The 24,411-nt window shown below is 60.4% G+C and carries 30 protein-coding genes; 1 reads left to right on the forward strand and 29 read right to left on the reverse strand.

What is annotated here, in order from left to right:
• Nucleotides 1-40: 40 nt before the first annotated feature.
• From GO988_RS21470 to GO988_RS21515, 10 genes are all read right to left on the reverse strand, one after another.
• Complete coding sequence (locus GO988_RS21470; protein ID WP_157569511.1) at nt 41-487, reverse strand: hypothetical protein; 447 nt, start codon at nt 485-487, stop codon at nt 41-43.
• A complete protein-coding gene (locus tag GO988_RS21475) occupies nt 488-640 on the reverse strand; it encodes a hypothetical protein (protein WP_157569513.1) in 153 nt (50 codons plus the stop codon).
• 14 nt (nt 641-654) lie between these two features.
• On the reverse strand, nt 655-1,293 hold the full coding sequence (locus GO988_RS21480; RefSeq protein WP_157569515.1) for a glycoside hydrolase family 108 protein: 639 nt from the start codon (nt 1,291-1,293) through the stop codon (nt 655-657).
• Between the two features lie 3 nt (nt 1,294-1,296).
• Nucleotides 1,297-1,953, reverse strand: coding sequence for a hypothetical protein (locus tag GO988_RS21485; protein WP_157569517.1), 657 nt, complete (start codon nt 1,951-1,953; stop codon nt 1,297-1,299).
• Nucleotides 1,954-1,984: 31 nt separating this feature from the next.
• Nucleotides 1,985-2,290 carry a hypothetical protein gene (locus tag GO988_RS21490; RefSeq protein ID WP_157569519.1) on the reverse strand — a complete coding sequence of 102 codons (306 nt, stop codon included), beginning with the start codon at nt 2,288-2,290 and terminating at the stop codon, nt 1,985-1,987.
• Nucleotides 2,291-2,292: 2 nt separating this feature from the next.
• Nucleotides 2,293-2,622, reverse strand: coding sequence for a hypothetical protein (locus GO988_RS21495; protein WP_157569521.1), 330 nt, complete (start codon nt 2,620-2,622; stop codon nt 2,293-2,295).
• Entirely contained in the window at nt 2,615-2,830 is a 216-nt protein-coding gene (locus GO988_RS21500) for a hypothetical protein (protein WP_157569523.1), read from the reverse strand. Before GO988_RS21500 ends, GO988_RS21495 begins: the two co-directional genes overlap by 8 nt.
• 85 nt (nt 2,831-2,915) lie before the next feature.
• On the reverse strand, nt 2,916-3,392 hold the full coding sequence (locus GO988_RS21505) for a hypothetical protein (RefSeq protein ID WP_157569525.1): 477 nt from the start codon (nt 3,390-3,392) through the stop codon (nt 2,916-2,918).
• Nucleotides 3,392-5,074: a hypothetical protein gene (locus GO988_RS21510; RefSeq protein WP_157569527.1), complete on the reverse strand. Its 1,683-nt coding sequence runs from the start codon at nt 5,072-5,074 to the stop codon at nt 3,392-3,394. The genes GO988_RS21505 and GO988_RS21510 overlap by 1 nt, the downstream gene beginning before the upstream one ends.
• 66 nt (nt 5,075-5,140) lie before the next feature.
• Nucleotides 5,141-8,416 (reverse strand): hypothetical protein, encoded by a 3,276-nt coding sequence (locus tag GO988_RS21515; RefSeq protein ID WP_157569529.1) that lies wholly within the window; start codon nt 8,414-8,416, stop codon nt 5,141-5,143.
• 77 nt (nt 8,417-8,493) lie between these two features.
• Between GO988_RS21515 and GO988_RS21520 the strand changes: the two genes are divergently transcribed.
• Nucleotides 8,494-8,964: a hypothetical protein gene (locus GO988_RS21520; protein ID WP_157569531.1), complete on the forward strand. Its 471-nt coding sequence runs from the start codon at nt 8,494-8,496 to the stop codon at nt 8,962-8,964.
• On the opposite strand, the gene GO988_RS21525 is transcribed toward GO988_RS21520, so the two are convergent.
• The 19 genes from GO988_RS21525 to GO988_RS21615 form a co-directional block, all read right to left on the reverse strand.
• On the reverse strand, nt 8,961-11,903 hold the full coding sequence (locus GO988_RS21525; protein WP_157569533.1) for a tape measure protein: 2,943 nt from the start codon (nt 11,901-11,903) through the stop codon (nt 8,961-8,963). The two genes, GO988_RS21520 and GO988_RS21525, sit on opposite strands and share 4 nt — an antisense overlap.
• 98 nt (nt 11,904-12,001) lie before the next feature.
• Nucleotides 12,002-12,241: a hypothetical protein gene (locus tag GO988_RS21530; RefSeq protein ID WP_157569535.1), complete on the reverse strand. Its 240-nt coding sequence runs from the start codon at nt 12,239-12,241 to the stop codon at nt 12,002-12,004.
• 50 nt (nt 12,242-12,291) lie between these two features.
• Nucleotides 12,292-12,735 (reverse strand): hypothetical protein, encoded by a 444-nt coding sequence (locus tag GO988_RS21535; RefSeq protein WP_157569537.1) that lies wholly within the window; start codon nt 12,733-12,735, stop codon nt 12,292-12,294.
• An 88-nt stretch (nt 12,736-12,823) separates the two neighbouring features.
• Nucleotides 12,824-13,297 carry a phage tail tube protein gene (locus GO988_RS21540; RefSeq protein WP_157569539.1) on the reverse strand — a complete coding sequence of 158 codons (474 nt, stop codon included), beginning with the start codon at nt 13,295-13,297 and terminating at the stop codon, nt 12,824-12,826.
• Nucleotides 13,298-13,329: 32 nt separating this feature from the next.
• Nucleotides 13,330-13,707 (reverse strand): tail completion protein gp17, encoded by a 378-nt coding sequence (gene gp17, locus GO988_RS21545; protein WP_157569541.1) that lies wholly within the window; start codon nt 13,705-13,707, stop codon nt 13,330-13,332.
• A complete protein-coding gene (locus GO988_RS21550) occupies nt 13,707-14,204 on the reverse strand; it encodes an HK97-gp10 family putative phage morphogenesis protein (RefSeq protein ID WP_157569542.1) in 498 nt (165 codons plus the stop codon). The genes gp17 and GO988_RS21550 overlap by 1 nt, the downstream gene beginning before the upstream one ends.
• Nucleotides 14,197-14,520, reverse strand: a complete 324-nt coding sequence (locus GO988_RS21555; protein ID WP_157569543.1) for a phage head closure protein — start codon at nt 14,518-14,520, stop codon at nt 14,197-14,199. Before GO988_RS21555 ends, GO988_RS21550 begins: the two co-directional genes overlap by 8 nt.
• Before the next feature lie 160 nt (nt 14,521-14,680).
• Nucleotides 14,681-15,043, reverse strand: coding sequence for a head-tail connector protein (locus GO988_RS21560; protein ID WP_157569545.1), 363 nt, complete (start codon nt 15,041-15,043; stop codon nt 14,681-14,683).
• Between the two features lie 9 nt (nt 15,044-15,052).
• Nucleotides 15,053-15,505 (reverse strand): hypothetical protein, encoded by a 453-nt coding sequence (locus GO988_RS21565; RefSeq protein ID WP_157569547.1) that lies wholly within the window; start codon nt 15,503-15,505, stop codon nt 15,053-15,055.
• A gap of 94 nt (nt 15,506-15,599) precedes the next feature.
• Nucleotides 15,600-16,955 carry a phage major capsid protein gene (locus GO988_RS21570; RefSeq protein WP_157569549.1) on the reverse strand — a complete coding sequence of 452 codons (1,356 nt, stop codon included), beginning with the start codon at nt 16,953-16,955 and terminating at the stop codon, nt 15,600-15,602.
• Nucleotides 16,956-16,991: 36 nt separating this feature from the next.
• Entirely contained in the window at nt 16,992-17,645 is a 654-nt protein-coding gene (locus GO988_RS21575) for an HK97 family phage prohead protease (protein WP_157569551.1), read from the reverse strand.
• Nucleotides 17,638-18,969 carry a phage portal protein gene (locus GO988_RS21580; protein WP_157569553.1) on the reverse strand — a complete coding sequence of 444 codons (1,332 nt, stop codon included), beginning with the start codon at nt 18,967-18,969 and terminating at the stop codon, nt 17,638-17,640. Before GO988_RS21580 ends, GO988_RS21575 begins: the two co-directional genes overlap by 8 nt.
• Before the next feature lie 82 nt (nt 18,970-19,051).
• A complete protein-coding gene (locus tag GO988_RS21585) occupies nt 19,052-20,869 on the reverse strand; it encodes a terminase large subunit (RefSeq protein ID WP_198172988.1) in 1,818 nt (605 codons plus the stop codon).
• 178 nt (nt 20,870-21,047) lie between these two features.
• Entirely contained in the window at nt 21,048-21,413 is a 366-nt protein-coding gene (locus tag GO988_RS21590; RefSeq protein ID WP_157569556.1) for a hypothetical protein, read from the reverse strand.
• Nucleotides 21,410-21,886 (reverse strand): phage terminase small subunit P27 family, encoded by a 477-nt coding sequence (locus GO988_RS21595; RefSeq protein WP_157569558.1) that lies wholly within the window; start codon nt 21,884-21,886, stop codon nt 21,410-21,412. Before GO988_RS21595 ends, GO988_RS21590 begins: the two co-directional genes overlap by 4 nt.
• A gap of 71 nt (nt 21,887-21,957) precedes the next feature.
• Entirely contained in the window at nt 21,958-22,293 is a 336-nt protein-coding gene (locus GO988_RS24510) for an HNH endonuclease (RefSeq protein WP_157569560.1), read from the reverse strand.
• On the reverse strand, nt 22,277-22,642 hold the full coding sequence (locus tag GO988_RS21605) for a hypothetical protein (protein ID WP_157569562.1): 366 nt from the start codon (nt 22,640-22,642) through the stop codon (nt 22,277-22,279). The genes GO988_RS24510 and GO988_RS21605 overlap by 17 nt, the downstream gene beginning before the upstream one ends.
• Nucleotides 22,643-22,734: 92 nt before the next feature.
• Complete coding sequence (locus tag GO988_RS21610; RefSeq protein ID WP_157569564.1) at nt 22,735-23,022, reverse strand: hypothetical protein; 288 nt, start codon at nt 23,020-23,022, stop codon at nt 22,735-22,737.
• A gap of 479 nt (nt 23,023-23,501) precedes the next feature.
• Nucleotides 23,502-24,374, reverse strand: a complete 873-nt coding sequence (locus GO988_RS21615; RefSeq protein WP_157569566.1) for a hypothetical protein — start codon at nt 24,372-24,374, stop codon at nt 23,502-23,504.
• Nucleotides 24,375-24,411 lie beyond the last annotated feature (37 nt).

The following is a 24,411-nucleotide window of genomic DNA, read 5'->3' on the forward strand; positions in this document are numbered from 1 at the left end:
CGCGCTATATTTCAAAACAAATTGCTGATTAAGGTATACTTTACTTAGTCAGTAGCTTCCAACTACTGGCTAGCAGTAGTGAAAGTACCCACAGCCCTAGCCGTAGGCGCTCAGGTAACCAGTTGAGCTTCTCCGCCAACCAGCGCAGGGCCTTATCGCCGGCAGCCGTGGTACCCACTTCGAAGAGGTTGCCCCAGGCCCTACCCTCGCGGTAGTTGAACCAAGAACGGCTAGTATTGAGCGCTGGGTCAAAGAGCAGCGCCCGCGATAGAGATGCTTCGACAAGCAACAGTACCCAGCCATGCCAGCTGGCCACATAGCCGCAGTAGGCCACCAGTAGCAGGTAGATAATTACCCCACCGTAGTGCAGCGCCGCATGTACCCAATCGCGGCGCGACTCGGGTACATACTCTCGGAATAGCCAGGTAATAATGCCCTGCTGCGCCCCGCTCAGCACGGTGTAGAGGCTAAAGAGGAGCGCCGTCATTTACTGAGCCGGCTTTTTGCGCTTGGCTGCCCAGATGAGCAGGCAGGCCAGCGAAACGACGCCGTACACGATGACGGCCCAGGGGGCGATGAATTTGTAGATGGGGTAGCTCAGGCCAGCCCACACGGCGAACGTGATGATGAGTTTTAACATGGCAGAAAAAGGGATTACTTCGGCAGGCGAGCCAGCCAAGATTTGAGAAATACTTTTTGCGTGGGGTCGGGCACCACCTTCAGGCTTTTGAGCAGGGCCAGCACGTCGGGCGCTGGCGTGCGTACCCCGGTGCGGTACTCGTAGTGGTCGCGCCGCAGTTGCACAAACGCTTTGAGCAGCTTGGCTTGGTCAGCCGCATTGATGGCCGTGACGCTCTTCATGCCCAGCTGGCCATCGACTACCAGCAGCGGCTTACCCGCTACCTGGTTCACGGCGAACTGAATCATCTTGGCCGGCCGGCTGGTACCGGCGTTGGTGCCGTGGTCGGCCATTTGCTCGGCCAGCGCCTGGCTGCTCACGTGGTCGAGTTGCAGCTCATCCCAGTAGCTGGCCTTGTAAAAGGCACTGATGAGCACCTGCATCTCGGCGTTGCCGTGCAGCGCCTGGTTGATGGCCGCATACTTGGCAGCGGGTACCGGCGAGTGCAGACACAGCTTGGTTTTGACGGCATCCACCAGCGCCCAGCCGCGCCACTGCGGATTGTAGGCCCGAGCTACGCCCGCATAGGTTTCTTTGCCAGGGTCGGCTGGGTGGTCGACGTAGCCACCCTCGCGGCCCATCAGACCGGGCAGGAAGTGTTGAAAGTCAGCCATCGGTTAGACCAGCGTTTTAGCGGCCTTGCGGCGAATGAGAAAAAAGACCAAGAAGGCCACGGCTGCGCCACCCGCTACCCACGGCAGCCAGGCGGTCGCGTTGTCGGCGATGACCGCCAGTGGGCCGGGTGCCTCTTTGGTGGTGTCCTGCTTGGTTTGCTCCGTGGCGTTATTGTTGCCATTGGTAGCCGAGATGTTGCCCCCCTGCCCGATGGCGTTTTGGGTAGAGCTGTCCGAGTTGATGACGGCTGGCCCCGAATTTTTGCCAGTGGTGGTAGTCGTAACGGCCGCGCCTTCACCGACTGCGCCGCTGCCCTTTTTGCCCACTGCGCTATTGGTTTGGTTGCCGGCCACCACATTAAACACGCAGCCTTTGCACTTGCCAGGCACCGGCCAATTGCCAGCCGCTTGGCTAGTAGGAACTGGCTGCTTGCTTGAAAAAAGGCGGTGAAACAGGCTCGTGCTCGGCTTGTGCTCCCACGGCAGGTGAGCGAGCTTCGACGTATCGCCGGCAGGCAGCAGCGCAGCCGGCTCGGCGTGCTGCTTGGTGAGCTCGACGGGCTTCGGGTCGTGGTAGGCCCGCTTTTGAATCAGCTCGCGGCTCGAGGTGCAGGCGGCAGTGCTCAGCAGCACGGCCGCGGCTAGTAGGTAACGTCTCATGGGTAGCAGAAAAAAGAAAGAGGGTGTAGAGCTAAGGCTGAGGCAGGGTGATGTTCTCCGCGTTTTCCACCTCCACTTGGGGGGCTGGTGGCGGCGGGGGTGGCGGCGCATCGGCCTGAATCTTGGCGCGGGTCACGTAGGCGTCGATGCCGAGGCCGGCCGCCAGAAAGAGCAGCGTAGGCGAGTGGATGTACTCGGGCGGCCAGACCTTGAAAATCCAGCCCACAGGGTAGGTGGCCACTACCACGCACGCCACGGCGGCGATGGTCAGGAGCTTGCCGTCGGGCTGGCCGGTGGCATCGAAAAAGGACTTGCGGATGAATTCGGCGAGCTGCATGGCTACTTGGTTTTGTGGCTGGACATGTACTCGTCGTAGATGGCGGCGCGCTGCTCCAGCGAGTTGAGGCGCCCATCCATCTTGGCGTGCGTGTCGCCGGCTTCCTTCTTGGCCGTTTCCAGGTTGGTCACGCGCTGGTTGAGGTAATCGACTACTACCTTTTGCACCTGCACCGTGCTGTTGAGCTCAATGATGTCCTTGCGCGTTTCCTTGATTTCAGTGGCCGCGTCCTTAATCTGATTGGTGAGCACCAGGTTGAGCAGCCCCAGCACGGCCGGAAACGCATAGACCTTGAGCTTGTCAAGGGTGCTGTCGGAGGTAGTATCAGCCATGGGGCGGGGGGGGCGGGGCATTGAGTTGGGTGGTGACTTCGGCCAGTTGGGCCTGGTAAGCGTTGCGGGTGCCTTCGAGGCCGGTGCGCCGCAAATCGTGGTAGTGCAGCGTGTCGTTGCTCTCCTTGAGCAGCTGGGTGAGCCGGCGCTGCTTATCGAGCAGGCGCTGCTGGTCGGCTGAGGGTGGGGTTAAAAGGGCAGGATTCATAGCGGTAGCAGGTCAGGAGGGGAGGACTTCGTAGGGGACAGCTAGTAGGGCCTAGCCGATTGGTAAATCATTCTGGGCGGGCCTGCTATGGGTTAATAAAGAGTCCATCTGCCCGGCTCAGGGCTAAGCGCACAGGGCCTTGGGGCAGCAGAAAAAAGCCCTCTGCGGTGGAGATGTCAGCAGAGGCAAATACAAATTCGTAGTGGCCTGGCGCTACGGACAGGGCTTTATTGATGCCGCCCAGGATCAGGTAAAGCCCGCCCTGGTTGGCCTGCCCGCTGGGGTGGGGCTCTATGTCGAATACGACCAGCGCATTCTTTCCAGCGCCCAGCTGGGCAAAGCGCTGGTAGAAGTACATGGTATCGGTGTAGGTACCGTCGTTGATTACCCACTGGCGGGCTGCGTCGTAATACCAGCCTACCCCGCCCTGGCCAAATTGCCAGCCATTTTCTACGGGGATGGGGCCTGCAAAGTGGGGGTCCTTGACAAAGCTGGTATAGCTGGGTAGGGGCGGGCCGGGCCGCGGGGCCAGGGTGCGGCGGTGGAGTTGAATACCCGCCATTACGCTACCCCGTTAGTTACGACCCACTCGTTCTGGGCCCGCTGGCGCAGGCCCAGGCTGGCCCACTGGCCCGCCGTTTTCAGGCCCCCCGCCGTGCGCAGGGTGACGCCGGCGGCGCCAGCGAGGCTAACAGCGGCGGCGCCTTCCTGCGCGATTTCTAGCACGGTACCAACGGCGAATGTATCGGCCGGAATGGTGCAAGTGGCCCCAGTCGAGAACGGCACAATATTCCCCGCGTCGCTGGCTTGCAGCGTATAGTTGGCACTTTGGACGGGGGTAAGGGCGGCCGTCGCTCGCACCCCTTCCAGCTGAGCCGTCGTTACGCCAGCTCCGCGCTGGTCGATGACCTTTCCTGCCTGCGGCGTCGTATAGGTGCCGTCCGCGTTCCTAGTAAACGTATCGAAGAAATTCGCATCCGTCTGCGTGCCAGGGCCGAGCGTCAGCGTGTTGGGGCTGCTTACGGTGTTACCGTCGTTGAGAATACAGCCCTGCATAAACCCCCGCAGGTCGCAGTTGCCAAAAATGCTGTTAAAGGCCGTGTTGAATGCCACGACGCCGTAGCCGATATTGGCTTCGTACATGCTGGAAGCCGTGAGAACGAAGCGACTGGCAGCAGTTCCTTCCACATAAATGCCGTTGCCGCGAAACACGCCGAGGGTCAGCGTGACGCCCGTGCCTGAACTGGCTTGGTTAAGGAAAACCGAAGCGCGGGAGGTTTTGCCACTGGCCGCCGCGAGCGCCAGCGTATCGTAGCCAGTAAGCGCCTTGCTGCTGTCGATGAGCACTACTTTGGCTGAAGTGCCCTGCAGGGCGGCAATCTGCTGGGTGTGCTGCGCCTGCACGGCTGCGCTGGCGCCCACCAATTCGTAAAAGTTGGGATTGCCCCCCGGCGCGCTCTGTGAGTTGGCAATGTCCACCTTCACGCGGTAGGTGATGCCCAGGTCATACACCAAGGCGCCAGCGGTTTGCTTGCCAGCTACCCACTGCGGTGCCCCGCCGGCCGTGGTAGGGCTGGGCACCGCCGCTGGGCGCCAATTGGCGGTGCCTACCCCCGCCTGGGCAGGGGCCGCGAAGGGCCCGCCGGCCGTGATGGCGCTGAAAAACGAGTCGCTGGCGCCAAACGCGATTTTCATCAACTCGTCGGCCTGCCAGTCGTTGATGGTGGCCGCGTAGCGCCGAATGCCCGCCGTCGCGGCCTCCAGGCTGTCGGCCCGCACCCACTTGCCGGGCACTAACCCATCGGGGTCGGCGGAATTGAGCAGGAAATCGCCATCCCGGAACACGCGCAGCGGCGAAGTGGCGTCCCCCACGACTACGACCATCTCCACGTTGTACTCGTAGGCGCCCACCCCATCGTGCTCGGTGTAGAGTTCTACGCGGGCCGTAGTGCCCAGGCACAGGCCGCTGGCGGGCAGGCCTTCGAGCGAAGCACCCCCAAAATGCGCTACTGATTCGGCTTTGGTCAGGAAGCGAACGAGCTTGAACGCATCGGGGCGCAGGTTGGGGCCGGTATTGGCGCCGCCCAAAAGGTCCGCGAATTGCTCATACGTCAGCTTTTTATTGACGTAAGCGCCGGCTACCGGGCCCGCTAGTACCTCTACTTCGAATACCGCCCCCGCGAGTTCTGTCTTGGGGTTAGCTACTGTTGGTAACTGGTAAATGCGGATAATCTTGACAGCCATGCCCCGAAGTTCCGGCTGGGGGGTAGCCAGTGTAGCCGCTTGGCGGGGCAAAGCGGGGCAAGCAGCCTACCCCCGTACCCGCACACTGCCGTCGTTGGTGCCGCGGGCGAAGTTGACGTACTTACCCGTAACGTACTGATAGAGGCGGTCAATCACGCGCACGCCGTCGGGCAACTCGTCGTAGGGGTTGGGCGCATCGGCCCCCACGCCGTTCTGAATGAGCGAGACGCCTACCGCCGCCGCCTTCATATGCCACTCGGTGGCGCCCACGCAGAAACGCCTACCGGGCATGTCGTAGGGCGTGTCGATGGTGTCGAGCAAATAGGGCGGCTCACAGTTTTCGTGGCGAATAGTACCGGTGAGCAGGTTGCTCGGGCCGGACCGGAGCGAGAGCACGTCGTACACGTTGCTTTCGAGGAGCGGGCTCGGCTCCAGGTCGATGTGGCGGGCCCATTTGGTGCTCATGGTGCCGTCGGCCAGGGCAATGCTCTTGGCAAACGCGTCCAGATTGCCCCCAAACAGGCCGGCCGTGATGGGCACGTCGGGGTGAAATACTTTCAGGGCCTCGGTGGGCCGGATGTTACCAGCTGGCCCGTCAGCCCGAAAGTTATCTTCCCCGTCCCAGATGGCACCCTGGGGCCGCAGCTGCACGCCCACGCTGCTGAGCAGCAGTTGGCCCGTGCTGGCGTTCGTGGCTAACAGTTCCGTCCAGGATGCCCCGGTTAAAGGCAGCTTCGCGTCGTCGTTATTGGCAACAAAGAGCCGAAACACGCCCGTACCGAAATCATCTTTAGCTAGAAATCCTTTGTCGTAGCCGTAGATGCCAGGCGAAAGCTGGCCGGCAGGGGTAGCGCTGTCGAGCTGGCCCACATCGCCGGCGAACCACGCGTACACCCGCAACGTGGCCACGCCCGCGCCCGACGGCAGGGCGTCCAGCGGCGCTTCAAAGGTGGTATCCTTATCGCTGCTCTGGGCGCTTAGCGCGAAGGTGGCCAGCCGCAGGCCAGTCGGGCGGCCATCTACCACGAATTCGTAAGGCAGCGTGGCCTGCTTAGCGGTCGTGGGCGCAGCGAATTTCGTGTTGCTGGCATCCGTATAAAACTCGCTGGGCAGGAACTTACCTGTGAGCGTGAGGTAGGCGGGCACCGCCTCCAGGCCGGCTGCCAGGGGCAAGGCGGGGCTTTCGAGGTAGCGGCTGTCGGGTAACTTGCTGGCTGTGCTGCGAGGCCACTGCGTGCTGTGGTCCTTGCCTTTCTCGCCTACGCGCTGCAACACCAGCGGGAAGTTCAGCACGTTGAGGCCAGGGCGCCAGCCACTGATGGGCCGCAGCTTGGAGTAATCTTCCAGCCAGGCGTAGGGGTCGGAAAAGGCCGTGCCCGCGGCAAACGCGTTCTTGAGCCAGCCGGCATCGGTGGTCCCCGTGAGCGATTTCCAGCCCGCACGCACCTCCTTAGCCTGGTCGGCGTGAAGCCAGTACCAGCGGTGCTCGGTGGAGGGCTCCACGAGGCCGGTAGGCGCTGGGGCCAGCCGGTCACCGGCGGGCGTGCCGGCCGGCCGGTAGGCGCGGCCGGCTGCCGGGCCGGCGGCTTCGAGAATGCTGCGCACCTGCCACACGCCTTCGCGCTGCACCAGCGTGCCGCCTTCAGCCTGGGCGAGCGCCTCGAGTACAGCCCGGTCGAAAATCGGCTCGTCCTGGCTCTCATCCCAGTAGCCGAGCCGGTTGGTGGTCGCTGCCAATTCCGGGGCATCAGCGTCGCTCATGGCCGCGTCGCGCCGGTTGGTGTAGATGTGCAGGGGCAGGGCTATGCTCGTACGGGCCAGGCAGTGCACCTGCGAGCTGAGCAGCCGGCGATGGCCCCCCAGGCGCTGCCCGACGTGGCCCGTGAAATAGGTATCCTTGAGCCCGGCCAGCCCGTCGGTGGCCGTCAGGCTCACGTCGATAAGGCCCGCCTGTAATTCGCCATCGTAGAGGCCCGTTTGCACGAAGCCGCGAAAGCGCAGCTTTGTATCACGCCACACGTCCACGCGGCAGTTCGTGTCGTCGCCGGTTTCCACGTCGAGCAGCAAATCGGGCGGGGTTTTCAAGTTCACCTGGCACGAAGTGGCCACTACGGAAGGCAGGTCGCCTTGCCCGCCGATGGTGCTGTTCAGACCGTCCGATTTGATAATCACGGGGTCGGCCTGGCCTTTGATTAGCTCCGGCTCGCCCACGTAATCACGCAGCCACAATTCAAGCCGGCAGGGCACGCCGTACAGGTCCGAAAAGTCGAGGTACCAGCGCAGGCCGTAGCGGGCGCGCAGGCTGAAAGGCACCGTGACCGACTTGCCCACGGCATCGACTACCTGCACTTCGAAATCACCCGCGCCCAGCCCGTCAAAGCTGCCGTGCTGATTGCTGGGGTAGCCCGGCAGCGAGAAGGTAAGCGGGGGCGCCGAAGCCAGCATTTCCACCAGTACGCCCCCGTTTTGCTCGGCTTCAGTATCAGGATTGAGCGGAATCAGGTTGTCGAGCTCCAGGCTGCTGTCGGTGCCCGTACCGCGGTCCACGAAGTACACCTCCCCCGTGCCGTCGGCGTACACCTGCCGCCAGACCGCGCCCACGCTGCCTGGCAGCAGAAAGGCGTCTACTAGCGTGCCTGTGGGGGCTAGGTAGGCGCTGCCGTTGCCCTGGTTGGCAAAATAGCTTTCGGAAAGGGTGTTGAGCTCATTGTAGAGCCACCAACGCCGAATTAGCCGCTGGTTAGCGTAGTAGTCTTTTAGCACGGACCCGCGCGGCCAGCCGTACTGCGCTACCCCGATGCGCACGATTTGCGTGCGAAAGTCGCCGGTAGCATCCGTGACCTTTACAAAATACTCGCCGTTGGCCAGGTTGTAGAAGCGGACGGGGTAGATTTCAAATTGCGAGGTGGCCGTTTGGTGGTAGCCGCTGGCCTGGCCACCCTGACCCGTTACCTCCAGCTGGTAGGGCGCCACGCCGAACTGGCCCGTCAGGTCAAAGCAGCCGTTGCGGGCGTTCACGTCCGTGGTAGTGGCGTTGAGCGGATTGACTTTGAGTTGGAGGGCCGTGCCCACGCCGGGCGTCGGGTTGGCGCCGACCAGATTGCGGGTGTAGACGCTGCCGTTGCCGTCGTAGAGCACCAGGCGGATTTTGCCAGGGCGGTACTCGTAGCGAAATACCTCATCTCCCTTGGCGAGCGCAGCCGGGTCATTGGCCTGGCTGTCAAACTGCAAGGTGATGGGCTTACGGTCTAGGGTGTCGAAATAATCGACGGTAGCTGTGTACGGGGCGCCAAGGCCGGTGTTATTGACGAGAATTTGGCGGCGCAGCTGAACGTAACTCATGCCCGAAGTTCCGGCTGGGGGGTAGGCAGCTTAGGGCGGGGGCGGGGCAAAGCGGGGCAACATGTTACTTTCGGCGCATGAAGCACTACCTACTCGCGGCCCTACTTGCCTGCGCTATTCCCACCCTCGCCCAAACTGTACCGCCCGCTGGGCAAGAAGCATCAGAACCGACAAAAAAAGACAACGTAATTATTCTGCATACTGCTGACAGTGTAGCAACTGCGTACACGAAATTGGGGCGTTTATTATTAGAATCTGGGTATCCGATAGATAAATCAGATAAGGAGCTTGGCTATATTAATACCGGCTTTAGGGCAACACAAAACCGCACTGTAGAGGCTGCTCTTCGCTTCGCAGTTATTCGAACCACAACTGGTGTTTTAATTGAGATTCGCGGTATTTGCAGAGTCCCAACAGCAAAATCAGCTGATATACCAATTGATTTTCGAGGCACATTTGGTAGTCCAGCCGGTATTGCATGGGTAGAAATGAATCGTTTGGCGTTAGCTTACAAGGCGCCAACAGTGACCTATAAGCAGCAACACTAATCCGTAACCTTAGAGCGGAACGTCTGCGAGCGGCCAACAGCAACCAAATCCTGCCCACGCAGCCTGAATTCAGCGATAACCTTAATCGTCTGCTGCGTGCTCGTCTGGCCGTAGTTGCTGGTAGTGGGTGAGCTACTGGCGCTGCTACCAGCCGACTTACCCAGATTCGCGGCCGCGCCCTTGGCAATGCCCCCGATGGCTAGCAGGCCCAGGCCCGCCGCAATGGCCCCGACCCCCGTGAAATTCGCCAGGCTCACTTTCAGCGCTTCAATGCCCAGCCCACTGGCTAGCAGAATGCCACCTAGTTCTGAAGCAATGGTGCCCACCGTGCTGAGTAGGGTCTGGAGCAGCGAGTCGCCGATGCTTTGCGTGCCACTAAGCGCATCGCTGAAGGCGGTCGAGATGCCGGCCGCTAAATCCATCACGCCCGCCTTCACCACTTGCGTAGCTTGCGAATCCACTACTAACTGCTTGAACTGCGCACTCAATTGCTGCAAGCCCGTATCGAGTGGGCTAAAGCCCTGCGCCAGCAGGTTTTGAATCGTGTTTTGCAGAATATTCGCCTTGGAGCCGGCCACATCGAAGTTGATGCCCAGCTGCGCCGCGCCATCCACCTCCCGGAAGCCCTTGCCCAAATTTTCTAATTCCGTCTTCAAAATCTGGAACGGCTTGGGCGCATCCAAAATGGCTTTCATGTTGAGCTTGACGGCGAGGGGTAGCTCGAACGGCTTGGCCTGCTTGGCGTAGTCACCAAGCAGGCGCGCTACGTCCTGCGGCAACGTGTCGCCGATGGTCGTAGGCAGAAGCGTTTTAACGCTCGCGGGCTTGAATTCCAGCGTGCCCCCACTGCCTTTTACCTTATCGAGTTGCCGGCTCAAATTGGCCAGTTCCACGGCAAAACCCTGAAAGGCCCTGGAACTGGTACCTACGCCCGCGTCCACCAGGGTTTTCAGGCCTTTTTGCAGCGCATCTACCCGCCGTTCCGTTACTTCCAACTGATTCGGCAAATCGCCCAGCAGCCGGTCGAGGGCCGTCAGGCGCGACAATTCCAGTCGCAGCTTGGCAATGGCGTCCGCGCCCTTTTTGCCGGTGCCCTCCAGCTCGGCAATCTGCTTTTGCAGGCTAAGTATCTGGGCATTATCTACTTTGATAGCGCCTACGGTGGTTTCCGTTTCGCGCTGCTCCTGCACTTTCTTCAACTGTTCGCGCAGGTCGGCCAGAATGCCGCTGGTACGGCCGCCCGCCAGGCCCACGCTCATCAGGGCGCCGGCCAGGCTATCATCCGCCTCGGCCAAGCCATTGGTGGCGCCCTTCAGTTCATCGACTAGCTGCTTTTGCTTGAGAAATTCCACGTTGGCCGTAGCCAGGTTGGCTTGCAGCTCCAGCACGGCTTTGCTGCCCGCCCCGAAGGTTTCCAGCGCGCCGCCACCCGAATCGAAGGTGGCCACTTTGATGCTGCCCGTTTTGTTAAATTCGTCAGCCTGTCGTTTGAGCACCTTGTACTTAGTGCCCAACTCCTCCAGTTTTTCCGAGGCAGCCGGCAAATTGAGGGCCGCCTGCGCGGCCTTCTGCGCTTGCAGGGCCTGCGTAAACTCCGTAACCGCGCCCGTGCTGATGGCCGTGGCGTTACCATATTCATCAATGGCGGTGGTGGCGCCGGGCACCGCCGCCGCCAGCTGCTTGATGATGCTGGTTAGTTCGGTTTGTTCATTTGTGGTGAGCACTGTTTTCGCGCTGAGCTCATTGTAGCGCGCTAGCAGCGGGTTGATGGTGCCCACCAGGTTGTCGGTTTCCTGCGCCTGGGCTTTGTAGGAGTCGAGCGCCCGTTCGTTGGCCGTGGCCACGTAGTAGGCGCCAGCTGCTAGCGCCGCTAGGCCTACTACTACCAGCCCGATGGGACTTACCAGCGCGCTCAGGCCCGCGCTGAGCACGGGCACGAGGCTGCTGATCGAGGCAAAACCCGCTTTGATGGCGGGCAGCGCTACCCCCAACGTGCCCAGCCCAACTAGGACCGGGCCCGTAGCCGCCACCAGGCCCGCGAAGACAACGATGGCCTGCTGCACGCCCTCGGGCAGGCCCGCAAAGGCATCGCCGATAGCCGAGATTTCCTCGCCCAGCTTCTGCCCTACGTCTTGCAAGTTGAAGGCCTTGGCAATGCCGTCGCCGATTTTGGCGCTGCTCACCAGCAGGGCATCGAGGTCGTTTTCGTAGATGGCCTTGAGGCCGCCCGTTACCTGGGGCAACTTGCCCAGCTCCTCGGTGAGGATGGCCACAAAATCCTCGCTGCTCTGGCCCTGTTTGGCCAAGGCCTTGGAAATGTCCTCGCTATCAACCGTGCCGTAGAGCGTTTGCAAAGCGGCCGCTACAGCCGGCGCGGCTTCGATGATGGGGCGCAGGTCCTGGGCCAGCACCTTGCCCTTGGCCGTCATCTGGGCCAGCTGGGTGGTGACGGTCTGAAACTCGGTGCGGCCGCCGCCCGTCGTAGCGATGGCGTTGGCAAACGCTTTGATTTCCTTAGCCGATTCCTGAGCGCTGGTGCCCACGGCCCGCAGCCGGATGTCCGCCTGCTCCGCAGTTTCGAGGCCCAGGCCGGGCGCTTTGGCAATCACCTGAAGCTCCTTGATGCGCTCGCTCGTCTGCTGGGCCGCAATGCCTACCGCGCCCAGGCCCGTAACGCCCTGCTTGCCTAGTTCCTGCTGCGCGATGGCTTGCAGGCCGTTTTTCAGGCTCTCCAGCTTGGCGCTGGCTACGACGGAAGCCGTACCCAACAGGGCCAATGGCGCACTCACGTAGGTGGTGAGACTGGTACCGATATCCTTGAGGCCTTCGCTGAATTGCACCAAGCCTTTTAGCTCCTTGCGCGCGTCCGCCATCGCGGCCTTGAAGCCCGAGATTTCGGCACCTAAAACGACGGAGACGGAAGCTAAAATATCAGACATGAACGACCGGTTTGCACCTAGGAAATGGGCCAAACCACTGACCCCGAAGCAGTAGTTTGGCCGTTTTCACTAGGTATAGCACACAAAAAATAACAGGACTAGGATAGGGTATCAAATTCAGCGAGGCGGGCCATCGTGGCGTCGAACGTTTCCTCATCCATCGGCGGCAGCGGGGGCCGGTCACCAGGCAGGGCGAGGAATTCCTCCGGGGTGAGGGCCACGTCGTTGGGCCCGCGGTGGGCATTGCGCAGGATGGTGGCCACCAGGCGCGTTTGGCGCCATTTCTCTAATTGGCGCTCTTGCTTGGCCGCCGCCCGCCGCTGGTAGCCGCGGACCATCCAATCGAATTCCGCGAGCGTTAACTCCCAGAATTCGACTGGCTTTAGCTTTAGCTCACCGAGTGCGAAGCCGAGGTAGCGGTTCCATTCGTGGCTAGCGCTTCGCCGGCTGCGGCTTGGTTCTTGACCTTCACTTTCGCCATGAGCGAGGTCATCAACGGGGGGACCGTCACGGCCTCGGTAATAGCTTCGGCCAGGGCGTCAGCATCTTCTCGGCTGAGCGCGTCAATAAAATCGGCCGCTGCATCTTGGTCGAACCCATTTGGCAGGTCCTCGGCGGGCACGTAGCGCGTGATGGCGCAGCTCACAATGCCGGTGAGCGCTTCGGTGTAGTCATCGCCCAGGACCTCGCCAAACTCGCTGGGCGCGCGGCCCGTGAGCTTGGAAAAATCACGCATCACATTCATGCCGAAACGAATGGTATGCTGGGCGCCGGCGATGGTAAGCGTTACTTCGCCGCGGGCGGCGTTGGGGACAGTAGGGGAAGCTTTCATGAGAAAAAAAGGTAGAAATGAGAGGACTTTCGCCCAAAAAGCCCGCCCAGAAACTGAGCGGGTTTTTTGGATGAGAAAGCGGAAAAACTTAAGGAGCCAGCGTCTTGGTGAGCGGCCCGGTGCCTTGCAGGCTGATGGCATAGGTCGCCACGCCTTTCAATTGGCCTTTGAAGCTGGATTTGGTGATGATGGCCAGGCCCGAATACCAGGCGCTGCCCTTGGCGCCGCCAATCTGGTAGCGTATCTGCACGGTAGTACCGGCCAACTGCATGTCGAGAAAATTTTCGGCCGTCACGTTGTCGTCGGCGTCGGTGAGCCCGGGGCCACTGACATCATTGGTGGCTTGGCGCACGTTGAGCGTGCCGCCCATTGTCCAGCCACTCTGTCCGCCAATGAACTCCTTGAAAACACCGCTAGCGATGCAGGTGGCTTCGTCCGTTTCGGTGTCCACGTCAAAAGTGGAATCCGTGAGGCAGCCAACGAGCACGTATTTGAGTGCCGCGGCCACCATTTTTTGTACAGCCAGGCCGACGTCTTTGCCTTTAACTGGGGTAAGTGCCATAAGATTTTTGCAGAAAAAAGTGAGAGGGTGAATTAGGGCAGTTCTACCAGGTAGTCGAGGCTGCGAAACAGGCAGGCCGCCTGCGGGTCGTGGTGGTCCTGCTGGTTGTCGATTTCCAGGCTCACGCCCGGTTCAGGCTCGGCGTAGTCCAGCACCGTCCGAAAGGCTGACGTGAGGACAGCTAATTGCTCGTAGGTGTCAGCAAACAAGCTCAGCTGCACCCGGGCCACATCGCCCAGCTGGCAGGTTTTGCTACTACCAGCTTCCGGCCCACGGTTGATAAGTTGATAGCAACAGTAGGGCCGTGGCGTGCCCTGCGGCGCTACCAAAGGGTAGATGCGCTTACCTACCAAGGCCACCACCGCAGGGGCCTGGCTGAGCAGGGAATTAAGGAGCGCGCCGGGTTCCACTACTTAAAAACTGATTTAAATTCTGATTCAATGATGATTCGACATTCGTCTTTGATGATGCCAATGGCCTCGTCTTTCTTACTATCGAAGGCCGGCCGCATAAAAGGCTTGGCCGCCGCGCCCGGGTGGTGCACCTCTTCGACGAACACGTTACCGCGCAGGTGCAAGTGCCCGCCGGCCGCCTTGGCTCGGATGATGTGCGGCGCCGTGCCGTATTCCACTAGGTGCCCGGCGTAGCCTTTGTAGCGCCCCCCGCGCCGAGGCCCGACGTACACCTGCTCACCGCGGCCCTGGCCCCGTCCGGGGATAGTACCAATGCTTTTTTGCAGGTCGCCGTCTTCTTTAGAAACCAATTCCTGCGCTCGTTGAATAATGGGTTTAGCAGCTTTATTCAGAATGCCGCGCACCACTTTATTGCTGAGCTTCTTATCGCCCGCTAGGCCATCGAGCACTTGCATCAACTCGTTGACGCCTTCAAATGCCAGGTTCTTACCCACGGGCGTAAGCGGTTAGGATGAGGCCCACGCGCCGGCCGAATTCGCTGACGCTGATGAGCTGATAAGTAGTGCCTTCAAACACAAGCTGCCAGGTGGGCTGCACATCGGGCCGGTAGCGGATGGTAAACTCCTGACGCTGGGTAGCCGTGAGCTGGTCACCGATAAAGCCCTCAGCGCCCGGCAAGGGCTTGACCTGCGCCCACACTTGGGCCACATCGGCGTACTGCTGCTGCTGGCCCGGCCCGCCGTACTCGTTGGCGGGGGCGGGGGTTGGGATTTGCAGGGTGATGAGGCGGTCGCACTTGCCGAAGTTCATTTTTTGAAATAGCTTTTAACGTATTGCCAAGCGGCCCAGCAATACACTTTCCAGCGGGTTACTTTAAGTTCAATAGTTACCGAGGTCGGAGTTTTATTAAGCTGAGTGACATACTTCACGCCCCATACTCCAGTACCACGCGTTTTTTTTGGATGCAGATTCATAGCGTCGGCTCCCTCAAAATATTCATCAGCGCTTTGCAGGTTTGCGGCACCTCCGTCACGTTCAGCCCGACAGCCACACTGCCCCGATTCTCATACCAGTGGCCGAGTAAAAGCAGCAACCACTGCACGCCTATCAACTGCTCGCGGGCAGTGAGCACGGTGGGGTCTACAAAAACTGCCAGCATCGCAGCGCCTACCAACACGGTGGTAGTGGGCTCATTTTCTTCCGGGAACCGCTTCTTGCTGGTATGCTCGAAGGTGGCCACCGCCGTGCTCAGGTAAAGGCGCAACAGGTCATCTTCGGGCCCTTCGGCCGCGTCGAGTTTAAGATGAGCCTTTACCTGAGCGAGGGTGAGCATAATGGGCGATTATTCGGCGGTTTCGGTGGCGGTTTCGGCGAATTTGCCTTCAATCAACTCCTTAGCGAAGTCGGCATTGATGGTGGTCACCGCACCAGGAAAAGCACCGAGCATGGGGTGCGAGCGCAGCACCTTGATGGTAGCAGTTTCGCCCACAATGGCCTTAGCAGCCTTTGCAGCCTCATCAAGCACGGTATTGACCAAATCCTTAGTCTTTTCGACCACTTTCTTAGCAGTTTCGCCCGCTTTCTCTGCCTTTTCCTTCGTTTTAGCGCCTTTTGCGTCCGGGTTTGCGGGCTTATCACCCTCTGTTACCTCCACTTTACCAGCGCCATCGGCCGTATCGGCGCCCGATTTAGCTGCATCAACAGTGGGGTTGGTGCTGTCTTGCGCACCGGTTTCGCCAGCAGTACCGCCGGCTTTGGCAGCGATTATGCCCGCCTGAGCATGAGAATCCGACATGAGATTGAAAATGAGGGTGAAAACCAGACTTCTGGCACCCACAAGGCCCCGCCTGCGCTAGGCAGACGGGGCTTTTTAGCCGGTTTAATTAGGTTTAGGCGGCCTGCGGGATAGTGGCGATGATATCTTTCACAGCTGCGAAAGCCTTGGCCCGCTGCACCAGCACGTCAAAGAAGGATTGCAGAATGATGCGTACCTCGCCCTTGGTAGCCAGGGTGTAGGGGTCTACCGTGATGTCGAGGCCGCCCCACTGGCCGATGAGCAGGTCACGCCAGTTGCCGAAAATGCCTGCCGACAAGTTGGTGCCTGTGCCCTTAGTCAAATTCTTCGGTACCAGCGAGGTCACAGCCGCGCGGGTGGCTAGCACCTGGCCGTTGTCGCTCATCAGGAAGATGCCCGTGCCGGAATCAACCTTCGTGTTGAGCAGCGTAGCCTTCGTGAGGACGTTGAAGAGGAAACCAGGCGAATCCATGCGGATGTTCTGGTCTTCAACCAGGGCCTGCATACCAATGAGCATGGCGCGGGTAGGCGCGCCGCCGTTGGTGCCGAGCGCCAAGCTGTTAATGCCGTCCGTCTGAAGGATGCCCTTCGGCTGGTTGTTGGTGCCGCTACCATTAATGGCCGCCACTTCCAGGGCCTCCATAATGCTGTTTTCCAGGTCGGTGCGCAGCATGGCCTCTACCGAGGGCGCAGTCTGAGCCAGGAATTGCAGCGAGCGCACGGCGAACGTACCCAGACGGTGCGGGGTCATGTCGGCCGAGCCGAACTTTTGGTTCGACTTGTCGAGCTCATCAATCTCGCCTTTCCAGGTCGAGGTAGCGCCTTGCGTCTGGCTGGGCACGCCGACGTTGCCGGTCAGGCCAGTCAGGAACTGCGCACCGAGCTCGCGCAGCACGGTGTTTGGACGTGAGAGGTCGATAACGGGGCGCAAGGTGCGCGCCACTACGGCCGCGCCGTCTTCGGGCTGGGTGAAGGCTCCACCACCAGCCGTAACGCCGTTGTCGCGCTGCTCTGCGCCGCCACCGATGAGCATTTGCGGCACGCCAACACCTTTCAGGGGCTCGCCAGCAGCACGGGCCTCTTTGGCTGCCTCTTCGTGCATTTCCTTTTCCAGGCCTTCCAGCTTGCCACCGCCGGGGTAGCCGGGCGCCGACCGCACGGCTTTCAGCAGCGAGTACTTGGCTAGACTGCGGGCCTCACTGGTGTTGTGGTTGTTAACTGGCAGCGAGCGGCTAGCGGCTTCGGCATCGAGGCGCTCCTGCTCTTCAGCCTGTAGAATCTGGGTAGCCAGGCTACGCACTTCGGTCATGGCCGCGTCGTAGGTGGCCGTTTCTTCAGCCGTCATGCTGCGAGCTTGCGCGCCGCCATCGCCGCGGGCGGCGTTGAACGGTACACGGGCACGGGCCAAGGCTGCGTCACGCCGCTCACGCAGCTGTTGCAAGTAATTCATTGTTTTTGCAGAAAAAAGGTGAGAGGGTGAAAAAACTTAGAAGGAGGCCAGTTCCATTTCGCGGGCCAGCATATCGGGGCAAGGGCCAGCCAGGGGCTTGGGGTGTTCCTGCTGAAAAGAGGTCAGGCTGCGGCTGGCGGCGGTGGCGTCGGAATAGGCGGGGCTGGTAACGGGGCACACGTCGTAGACTGTGGCGATTTTGCTCACGGTGCGCACGTAGAGGTCCCCGCCGTCGGGCGTTTGCTCATTATCCCACTCGCTGCCCCCCGAAGCCGTGATGAACATGAAAGAGCTGCCTACCACGTCCCCGCGCACGATTTTGCGCATTACCCGCACGTGGTCGGGGTCCAGCGGGTCGTAGGGAATGCGGTAGCTCAGGCCGCCGTCGCTGGTGCGGGTAAGTACCAGCGTGCCGCTGCGGGTGTGGCCCAGCAGCACGTCCGAGTTGTGGTTGAACACGCCCTCGACGTTGGAATAGTCGGCCTCATCGAGCGCGTGCGGGTCGATGATTTCCACGAACCGAAAGCCGGGGCCACCCAGCACTTCCGAGCGCACGCCGCACACAATGGCCTGTCCCACGAAGGCTTCAGGCTCCTGAGCGGCACCATCGGCGGCCCGGTACTCAATCGTGGGGGCGGTGCCGAGCAGCCGCATCTCGCGGCCTTCCGGCAGTTGGGGTAACTTAATCATTTTCGGGAGCTGGGTCGTTAGCGGGTGGCGTGGCCGGCGCTTTGCGGGCCGCTATGGCAGCGTCAGTCAGCTCGCCGATGCGGCTGAGCGGGGCCATGTTGACGGGGATAAAGCGCTCGTCACCAGCCTCGCCGATGCCGTTGCGGTCTTCGAGGGCCAGGATGTCGTTGGGGCTGAAGGCCCCCACCTGAAAGAGCTTGGCGTAGAAGTTGCCGCGGGCAGTGGCGTCGGAGCGCAGCAGCGCGGCTAGGTTGTGGCGGAAATAGTAAGTTTCCACCTCGCTGGGCAACAGCAGCTTCAGGCGGCATTCCTGCTCTTGCGCCAGCAGAATGGGCATGAGCGTATCGCCCACGTAGTCGAGGCTTTGCTGCTCAATATTGTTGTTTGTCGAGCGTTCCAAATCGCCGATTTTATGCGGCGGCATGCGGAAAATGCTGGCGATATCGGAGCGGGTAAGCTTAGCCGTTTCCAAGAACTGAGCATCGGCTGGGGGTAGGCTGATGGCCTTGTACTCCAGGCCTTCCTCCAATACCAGCGGCTTACCTGCGTTGCTAACGCCGCTGTATTTGAAGGCGAACGTATCGGCCAGGCGCTGCTGAGCAGGCGCGCTTAGCGTCGATTTGGTTTGCAGCGCGCCCGAGGGCTGGGCACCGTTGTTGTAAAAATTGGTGTGGCTCTTGCTGGCAGCTAAGCCCTTGCCGAAGGTTTCGCGGAAATAGTGAATCACCGACACGCCCATCACGCCGTCGAGGCTCAAGCCGCGAAAGTGCAGTACATCGTAATCGGCGTAGGTTTTGGGGTCGCCACTGAAACGGTACCACAAACGGCCGTTGTACTTGAGCACCGTTGTCTCGTCAGGATGCTTGTGCAGCAGCTGCACGGGCTTGAGCTTGCCAGCGCGCACGATAAGGGCGTAAGCATTACCCCGCAGCAGGGTGATGGCCGTCATCGTCTGCCGCAGCTGGAAGCTGTTTTGCAAGCCTGAGGCTTGCAGATTGAGCAGGTTAATGGCCGGGTGGTCGCTCACGCGCTCACGGCCGGTAGCCGTTTGGCGAAACAGCTGGCAGGGCAAGCCCGCAATGTCCTGGCTGATGGCATTCACGCAGGCCCAGGCCGCGGCGATGCTCATCACCGATTGCTGATTCACCACTACCCCCGCTACCGTGGCGCCGCCCAGGCCTAGAATGCTCAGCAGCCGGGCGTCGTTGCTCTCGGTGCTGACCGACTCCACGGTGCCCGCGCTGCGCTGCTCACGCTCTGCCGACACGGCCGCTTGCAGCGGGGTGGCGGTGGAGCGGGCAGACGAACGGTTCCAGAAAGACACGGCCAGGGGCTTGATTACGCATCAAAGCTCCGAAATGGCCTAGCCGGGGTTACTATGCGAGCGGGGCAAAGCGGGGCAAGGGCTACAGGATAAGCAGCCCACGCTCTTCGTAGACGCTAGTTTCGGGGCCTTCGCCGGTCATGAAGCCGCCCAGCGCCTCGACTAAGGCCACGGCGCCGTCTACTTTCTCTTTGCTCTTGCCCTTGTTGATTTTCATGTTGTCGGCCGCATCGCGCTGAATCTCGACGTTGCCCATCATCCAGGCCAGCACCGGGTGGCCGTAGTGGTGAATCTTGCCGTCGAGCACCAACTTTTCGAGTTCCTTGGTAGGCGCGTTCATGCTCACAAAGCCCTGCCCGAAAGGCTGCATGGGCACGCCGGCTTCGGTAAGGTCAATCACCATTTGCGAGGCGTTGAAGCGGTCATACTCAATCATCTGCACCAGGTACAATTCGCATAGCTCCTGCACCTGCGCCTTGATGAAGTTGTAGTCCGTCACGTTGCCGGGCGTGGTGAGCAAATAGCCCTCATCTACCCACTGCCGATAGGGCACCCCGTCGCGCTTGGTGCGCTCATCCACCGACTCTTCGGGCACCCAAAACCAGCACAGCACATCGAAGGCCCCACCCTCTTTGGGCAGTACGAATACCAGGGCCGTGATGTCGCGCACGCTGGCTAGGTCCAGCCCGCCCCACGCCTTGCGGCTCAGTAGCTCCACCATGGGCGTGCCGATGGCGCCCTGCATCCACAGCTCGTTGGGAATCCAGGTTACGGCACTGTCGGTCCACAGATTCAGGTGCTTGGTTTTAAAATTCACCTGCTGGCTGGGCAGCCGCACGGCCGCCTGGTGCTGCTCTCGCAGGTAGTCCAGCCCCACGCTTACGCCCAAATTCGGATTCGCTTTCTGCCAGCAGCTTTCGTCATTCCAGTCATCGACTTGCTCATCGAGCGAATAGATGAGTACGAAATACGAATCATCATGGTGCTGGCCTTCCAGCAGATTGGCCAGCGACTTGCGCAGCTGGGCGCAGGGCCCTAGCCGGTTGAAGCCGGCCGTGGTGATAATGCTGAGCAACGGCTGGGTACGGGCGCCGGTGGCCGACTTGAGCACCGAGTACAGGCCGTCGTTTTCGTGGGCGTGGTACTCGTCAATGTAGATACCATGCGGGTTAAGGCCGTCTTCGGTTTTCGAGTCCGACGACATGGGCTTCATGGTGCTGAGCGTGCTGGCTACCATGATGGCGTGCTGCTGCACCTTCACCTTTTTGAGCAGCGCTGTGCTTTTGCGGGCCATGTTCTGGGCGTCGCCAAAGACAATCCGGGCCTGCTCTTTCTTGGTGGCGGCCGTGTAGACTTCGGCGCCGGCCTCGCCGTCGAGCACCAGCAGTTCCAGGCACACACCCGAGCCGACGGTGCTCTTGCCATTCTTGCGGGCTACTTCCAGGTAAGATTCCCGAAACCGGCGGGTCCCGTTGGCCCGCTTCCAGCCGAACAGGCAGGCGATAAAGAACTGCTGCCAGGGCTCCAGGGTGAGGGGCTTGCCTGCCCACTGGCCTTTGTTGTGGGTGAGCAAGCTAAAGAACTTCACGGCTATGCTGGCCCGCTTCTCATCAAACCAGAGCCCGCGGGCCTGGCCCTGCGCTAGGTCGTTAAGGTGGCGCTCGCAAGCCAGCCACGTATAGCGGCCGACGCGCAGCGGCAGCGCCCGCAGCTGCGCACGCAGGGGCTCGGCTTTGCGCTCCAGCGCCGCGATTTGGGCCGAGTGGTCGGTGTCCTTATCCTTTTTCAGGGTGCCGATGCGCAGCACAATAGGCCGTAGCTTCTCCTGCACGGCGGCTTCAGCGCGACCGGCGGCTACGGCATCGTGGGCGTATTGGTGCCAGGGGGCGAGAGGACTCATCGACGGCAGGTGCATAGGCCTACGGCTTTGCGGCAACCGTGGCAGTGAAGTTCTAGGGCCCAGCTGCGTGAACTGCCCATGTAAGCCGACCAGTTGCGACAGGTTGGGCAAATAGGTTCGGGCTGGCGACGTGCCAGTTCATCCTGAAGCTGAGAAATAGACAGGTGGGATAAGTCACTCATTTGATTTTAGTAAAACCGAGGTAGTGGGTGAGCATGTCGCCAACCGCCTCTTGGTAATCATCATAGTTGCAAATGCCGTGGGTTGGGCAGTAGATATCGCCCGTATCGTACACCACCCACTCACCGGTATACTTCGACCAGAGCAGGCAAAGGGTGGGCAGCTGCACCTGCTTCTTAAATCGCCGCAGTCGGGGATGAGGCTGGTAGTGATAGTACTTCAGGGCCCAGCGCATGACGGCAGTGGAATCCGTATAGTCCTGGCAAAAGACCGTCAGGCAGGAATTGAGCGAGACGCCTACCAGCATAGCCACGCAGCACTGGCCCGTCACGGTCATACCCTCGGGCTGGAGAATCAACTTCATTGGGCTTCCTCCATCAACGCCGCCAGGGGGTCTTTTTCGTCCTTCACCACCAGGGCTGATACCTTGCTGCGGCTGGCTGGCGTCAGGCCAAACTCGGTGAGCATGGTTTTAGCCCGGCGCCACAAGTCGGCTTCCATGGCCACCTCTGGGCGGGCGCGGAACACCTTGCCTCCGGGGGTAAGCAGCTCGTACACCCGGCCTCTTTTGGCAATAGTGACCCGCACGCTTACCCACTGCGCCAGCACGTCGCAGAGCAGCGACATGGCCGCCGTATCGCCGTAGGAAATCAGCTTCATTTGCAGCAGCAATCCGCCGATTTCCTGCCAGTATTCTTTGGCCATAGGAGTCAGCCACTCAGGTGGTAAGCCTAGCGCAACGTCGGGTACAGGTTCAAGCGGATTGGTGCGACTTGGCTGTAGTGTACCGCCGAGCTTTTTTAAATGGGTTGGTTTGGATGGACGGCCGGCTGCCATATCTGATTTTTTAAAATAATTATGCACGCGCGTCTTCGGGACGCTGGGCTACGGTCTAGGTCGGGACAGGCTCAAGGATTTTGACCCCCTACCCCCTTTGGCGTTTTAAGCCGCTCTGAGGCACTCTTAGCCTGGTGACAAGGCCGACACAGGCTTTGGTAGTTGCTGCTGTCGTAGAAGGCGCCGCCTAGCCTTACTGGGGTAATGTGGTCTACTACCGTAGCGGGGGTAGTGCGGCCTTGCTTGGTACACTCCACACAACACGGGCAGGTAGCCAGGTGGGCAGCACGGGCACGCTGCCAGCGGGCAGTGCCATACTCCGGACTACGGGCCGTGTGCTGCTCATACACGCGCTTAGCGGGGGCAGGCTGCCAGGGCCTTCTGACTGGTTTAGGTAGCGAGGGCATGAGCAGCGAGCATGGGGTAATAGCCTGGGTGCTCAGGCGTGGCGGTGTAGAGGTGCAGCGTAAGCGGCTGGGTGACTAGGCCTGGTGGCAGTTGAATGCCGCGGGCCCGCATGCGGGTGTTGTCGTACCATACTATCCGATGCTTGGCCGTCGAGCGCAAGTCCAGATGCCAGTAATAATCATCAATATTGGGGTTGGGTGGCACTAGGTTAATAGGCATTCCGTCCCGCAGGCCCAGCTTCTCTCGCAGGCTAGTATGCAGGTAGAGTACCCCCTTTGGCGTGACCGTCAGCGTGGGCATCGGTGGGGTAGGCGGGACATGCTGAATAGGGTTGTAGGTGGGCAGCATATGCAGAAAAAAGCTGAACGAAACAGACTGACTAATATACAATTAATAAAGCCATTAAAGCAAATTTCAGATCGTAAGAGTACGCCATAAGTTCAATTTTTAGTGATGATGGCAATGGCTTCTTGAGGCGTGTGTACCACGTGGTAGGTAGAGCCTCGCCAAGTGGCCTTAAACTCGGCCTCGCCAGGCGTAAGCTCGCGGGCGCTGGGCGGCTGGGCAGGGTCCTTTATCTCCATCAAGAAAGTGCGGCCGCGATAGCCAACTAGGATATCAAAGCAGTTTTTGAGTTGATGCACGTGAAGCACTGAGGCCCCCACCGCGCGCAGGGTGCGCACGATAGAGGCTTGGTTGGCATCGACCCGGGAGGCGGTGCGGAGCATTAATCAGTGGAAATACGGGGCGTGGAAATACGGGGAAAGAATACGTGCTTTCATCAGTAAAACAGTAATTTACCCTCTTTTTTGCTATCTATTCGATTTTGAAATTGCAGAATGGAAGAGGTGCAAAGAAGACGGAAATTGGTAGAAGTGGCGCTAGATTGGCTAAAAAGCGCTGGTTTAGAGGCAAGCCTTTTGGAACTGAGCTTATTGGAAGAGTATGTCTGTGGTCGGCTGTCTATTGATGAGGTAATGGACTTATTAAAAGAGGCAACTACAAATAAGTCCTGGCGAAATACTAGCAAGTGATTGCAACAGGTGGCGGGGCTTACTAAAGCTTCGGCGCGTAGGACGCTGCGGTGTCTAGCCATGGGTTGGAGTAGCCACGTCGACCGGTTGAGCTGAAGGAGTAGCCAGTCGCAGTTGGTCGAGGTAGTCGGCGATTTCGCCCGCCGACACATGGGGGTCATCGTAGGGGCTCATCAGAAAGGTGGCTGCCCAGCTATGCGCACCTCGCGCACATCCTGTAGGCACGTCAGCAGCAGCTGGTAAGTGCTGACTTGGTCGGCAGGATAAGTAGGGAACCGCCGGCCCAGCTCCGCGCACATGGCTAGCACCGTGTCGAAGCGCAGCACCAGGTGGTTGCTGCGGATATCCTCGTTCATCTCGTCCTCGATGTGGTCGGCTAGCGACAGGGGAATTTGGCTGCCATCCTCGGCCAGGCGGGTAATGGTGACCTCTTTGCCCGTTACTCCCTCCAGCATTTTGCGAAAGGAAAAGGCGCTTTGCTGCTGTACCAGCGCCGTGTAAGGATAGAAGGCCTCGGGCCCACTGGTGCCGATGTGCTCGCCACGGTTGTCGCTGCCGAAGTGGTAGGCCAAATCGGCGTGCAGGGTGTAGTAGGCCAGGCTTTCTTCGTCGTCTTTGTAGACTACTTGCCAGGCGTCGGTGGCGGTGGCGTCGGCTACTTCGGGATTGCGGTACCAGTCCGACTCGTCGTCGCTGCCATACTCGTCGATGCTTTTGAACCGGCGCTCGATGGCGTAGCGCAAAAGGTCGCCATCGTAGGCGGCAAAGAAGCCTTCCAGTAGGGCAATGGCTTCCACGACGTGGCGGTGAATGTCGTGCAGGGAGTTGCGCAGCACGGTCAGCTCGTAGTAGCGACGGGCGCTGTGGCGTAGGTGGTTGCGGTGCTTGGCCGGGCCGCTGCCGCTGTAGAGCGTGCTAACCTCAGCCATCGTGTTGTAGCTGGGCTCGGCCATGATAGCCAGCGTGGACAGGCCCTGGAGGTAGCTATTGAAGAGTTGCGCCAGCGGGTCGGTGGCGTCAAGTCGTTTGAGCAAGTCGTAGCGCATAAGAAGTAGGAGGTAAATGGTGCCTACTGGGCACCTT

Origin of the sequence: Hymenobacter ginkgonis, from assembly GCF_009755225.1 — a bacterium.
Taxonomy (GTDB): domain Bacteria; phylum Bacteroidota; class Bacteroidia; order Cytophagales; family Hymenobacteraceae; genus Hymenobacter; species Hymenobacter ginkgonis.